Annotated in this window: 4 protein-coding genes; all 4 read left to right on the top strand. The window is 62.9% G+C overall.

Annotated elements, in window-relative coordinates; translation table 11 throughout:
• A partial coding sequence (locus tag ENZ75_RS26985; protein WP_128278444.1) for an MFS transporter occupies positions 1–716 on the top strand: 716 nt, incomplete at its 5' end.
• A 306-nt stretch (positions 717–1,022) separates the two neighbouring features.
• Entirely contained in the window at positions 1,023–1,346 is a 324-nt protein-coding gene (locus ENZ75_RS26980) for a hypothetical protein (RefSeq protein WP_024502789.1), read from the top strand.
• Positions 1,347–1,378: 32 nt separating this feature from the next.
• Entirely contained in the window at positions 1,379–2,044 is a 666-nt protein-coding gene (gene msrA / locus ENZ75_RS26975) for a peptide-methionine (S)-S-oxide reductase MsrA (RefSeq protein WP_063168985.1), read from the top strand.
• Between the two features lie 195 nt (positions 2,045–2,239).
• Positions 2,240–2,962 (top strand): BMP family ABC transporter substrate-binding protein (locus ENZ75_RS26970; protein ID WP_164888028.1); only part of this gene is annotated, 723 nt, incomplete at its 3' end.

Raw genomic sequence — 2,962 nt, 5'->3', positions numbered from 1 at the left:
GCGTGCTGCCGACAGCGCTGCTGATCGTAGCCGGCATCGTCCTCGGCTGGCTGGCGGTGCGCCATCTCAGGCGCGCGCCGCATCCGCTGCTCGATCTCTCCTCGTTCAAGGTGCTGACCTTCGCCATCTCGACGCTTGCCGCCGGCACCATTTTCCGGGTGGCGATCAACGCCACGCCGTTCCTGCTGCCGCTGCTGTTCCAGGTTGGCTTCGGCCTTTCGCCTGTCGATGCCGGCTTGATGATCCTGGCCTATTTCCTTGGCAATCTCGGCATGAAGACGGTGACCACGCCGACGCTGCGCCGTTTCGGTTTCCGCTCAGTGATGGTCGTCAACGGCATCATCGCCTCGGCCTCGATCATGGCTTGCGGAGCGATCTCGCCGCAGACGCCGCAAGCGCTGGTGGTGGCGCTGATGCTGATTGCCGGCCTGTCGCGCTCGATGCAGTTCACCGCCCTTAACACGCTGGCCTTCGCCGACATCGATGCGTCGCAACGAAGCTCGGCGGCGACGCTGTCCTCGATGCTGCAGCAGGTGGCGATGCTGTTTGGCGTCGCGGTGGCGGCGGCGATCCTTAATCTGTCGCAGATCGTCAGGGATCGCCCCGCTCTCGATCTTGTGGATTTTCGAGTAGCCTTTCTGGTGATCGGCGCCATCGGCGGCGGCGTTTTTGCTGTCTGGCGTGTCCACCGGCACAAAAGGAAGCCGGCCGCATAATTCGCGCGGGCAACAAATCCGGGTTCACACGGTCTTGGGAGACTTCGCCGGCGCGTCGGTTTGCGAGCACCAAACGCAAAAACCCGCCTGTGCGGCGGGTCGTCGGCGCAAGTCAACGCCATACCCAAACTATTAGCATAGCTGCCCTCACATGTCAATGAAAAGCGACCCGACTGACTGTCGTCCGGCCCTCCGTTGACCTGAGTTTGGAGTCTGCAAATTCGCGTATGGCGATTGCGATCCAGCCATGCGCATTCTATCTCTGAAAAGCCCCTCGGGAGAGGACCAGCCCGGAGGAGGGTTCTGATGTTTCGCTTCGTCTTTCGTCTTGCCGCAATGATCGCGCTGTCGATTTCCGTCATCATGGCGGTGCTCGACGCGACACGCACAGTGGCGGCCTCCGTGCTGGTGCTGACCCCGCTCAACAGCAGTTGGCTCGCGGTCTCGCCCGACACGCGGGCCGCCTTCGAGACCTTCATCCGAACCAAGACCAGCCCGCTGCTATGGGATGGCGCCATCGCCTGGGTGCTGAACCAGCCGGGCTTCGCCGTGTTCGCGGTGCTGGCTTTCCTGCTCTATGCGATAGGCTACAGGCGGCAACGTCGCGCCGGACAGTTCGTCGCAAACTGATCCGCTTTCCGCGAAGAGAGGGAAACCCGCGCATGTTCTTTCTCAGCGACATGCTGAACAAGAAGCTCAATCTGCCGAAGCCCTCCGAGGCCCTGCCGGGCCGCGCCAGGGCGATCCCGACCGCATCCAGGCACAAGGTCTTGAAAAGACCGCTCAAGGGTCCTTATCCCGAGGGGCTGGAGACGGCCATGTTCGGGCTCGGCTGCTTCTGGGCTGCGGAGCGGCTGTTCTGGCAGGTCGAAGGCGTCTGGGTCACCGCGGCCGGCTATGCCGGCGGCTTCACGCCCAATCCGACCTATCAGGAGACCTGCACCGGGCTAACCGGTCATGCCGAAGCGGTGCTGGTGGTCCATGACCCCGGGATCGTCTCCTATGCTGGGCTTCTGAAGCTGTTCTGGGAAAGCCACGATCCCACGCAGGGCATGCGCCAGGGCAATGATGTCGGCACCGCCTATCGCTCCGCGATCTACACGAGCGACGAGGCGCAACTGTTGGCGGCGAGCGCCTCGCGCGATGCGTATGAGACCTCGCTGCGCGGTGCCGGCCACGGCAGGATCACCACCGAGATCGCCCCGGCGGCCGAATTCTACTTCGCCGAAGCCGATCACCAGCAATATCTGGCGAAGAATCCTTACGGCACGTGCAACCTCAAAGGCACCGGTGTCGCTTGCGCCATCCCTGCCGCCGCCTCCGCCTGACACAAGCTGCGGTGCGGCTTGCCCGCACCAAGCTTTTCCAAAAGGTCAAAATTCCGCGTGAATTTTGTTTCGGGCCATGCCAGATTGCCGCCGAGCGGGAGGGAATACACTCCTGGCTGACGTCGCATGCCTGCCGGAGAACCGGGCCGGCATGCGGTGCGTAACGGAAAAAATAACCGACAGGGTGTGGATCACATGAAACGTATCGTTCTCGGCCTCCTGGCCGCAACCGCAATGGTTCTTCCGGCTTTCGCCGCGGATGTCCAGCCGGCCATCCTCTATGATCTCGGCGGCAAATTCGATAAATCCTTCAACGAGGCTGCCTATCACGGCGCCGAGAAATTCAAGACGGAAACCGGCACGGCCTACGTCGAATTCGAGGTCTCCAACGCCTCGCAGCGTGAGCAGGCGCTGCGCCGCTTCGCCGAGGACGGCCACAACCCGATCGTCATGGCCGGCTTCGCCTGGGAGGATGCGCTGAAGAAGGTCGCGGCCGAATATCCCGATCTCAACTTCGCCATCATCGACGACGCCGTCGACATGCCCAATGTCCGCTCGCTGGTATTCAAGGAAAACGAAGGCTCCTATCTCGTCGGCATCATGGCGGCGATGGCCTCGAAGTCGAAGAAGGTCTCCTTCGTCGGCGGCATGGACATCCCGCTGATCCGCAAGTTCGAATGCGGCTATGTCGGCGGTGCCAAATCGGCCGGCGCGACCGATGTCATCCAGAACATGACGGGTGACACGCCGGCTGCCTGGAACGATCCGGCCAAGGGCGGCGAGATCGCCAAGACGCAGATCGACCAGGGCTCCGACGTGGTCTACGCCGCGGCAGGCGGTACCGGCGTTGGCGTGCTGCAGGCGGCGGCAGATGCCGGCAAGCTTGGCATCGGCGTCGATTCCAACCAGAACGGCCTG

The sequence above is a fragment of the Mesorhizobium sp. M7A.F.Ca.CA.002.04.1.1 genome (assembly GCF_004022805.1).
Classification (GTDB): Bacteria; Pseudomonadota; Alphaproteobacteria; order Rhizobiales; family Rhizobiaceae; genus Mesorhizobium; species Mesorhizobium ciceri.
This window is presented reverse-complemented; position numbering and strand designations above follow the sequence as displayed.

Excerpts from the sequence above, each read along its gene's own strand:
- ENZ75_RS26980 (WP_024502789.1), top strand. The coding sequence starts at position 1,023 with ATGTTTCGCTTCGTCTTTCGTCTTGCCGCAATGATCGCGCTGTCGATT.
- msrA (WP_063168985.1), top strand. The coding sequence starts at position 1,379 with ATGTTCTTTCTCAGCGACATGCTGAACAAGAAGCTCAATCTGCCGAAG.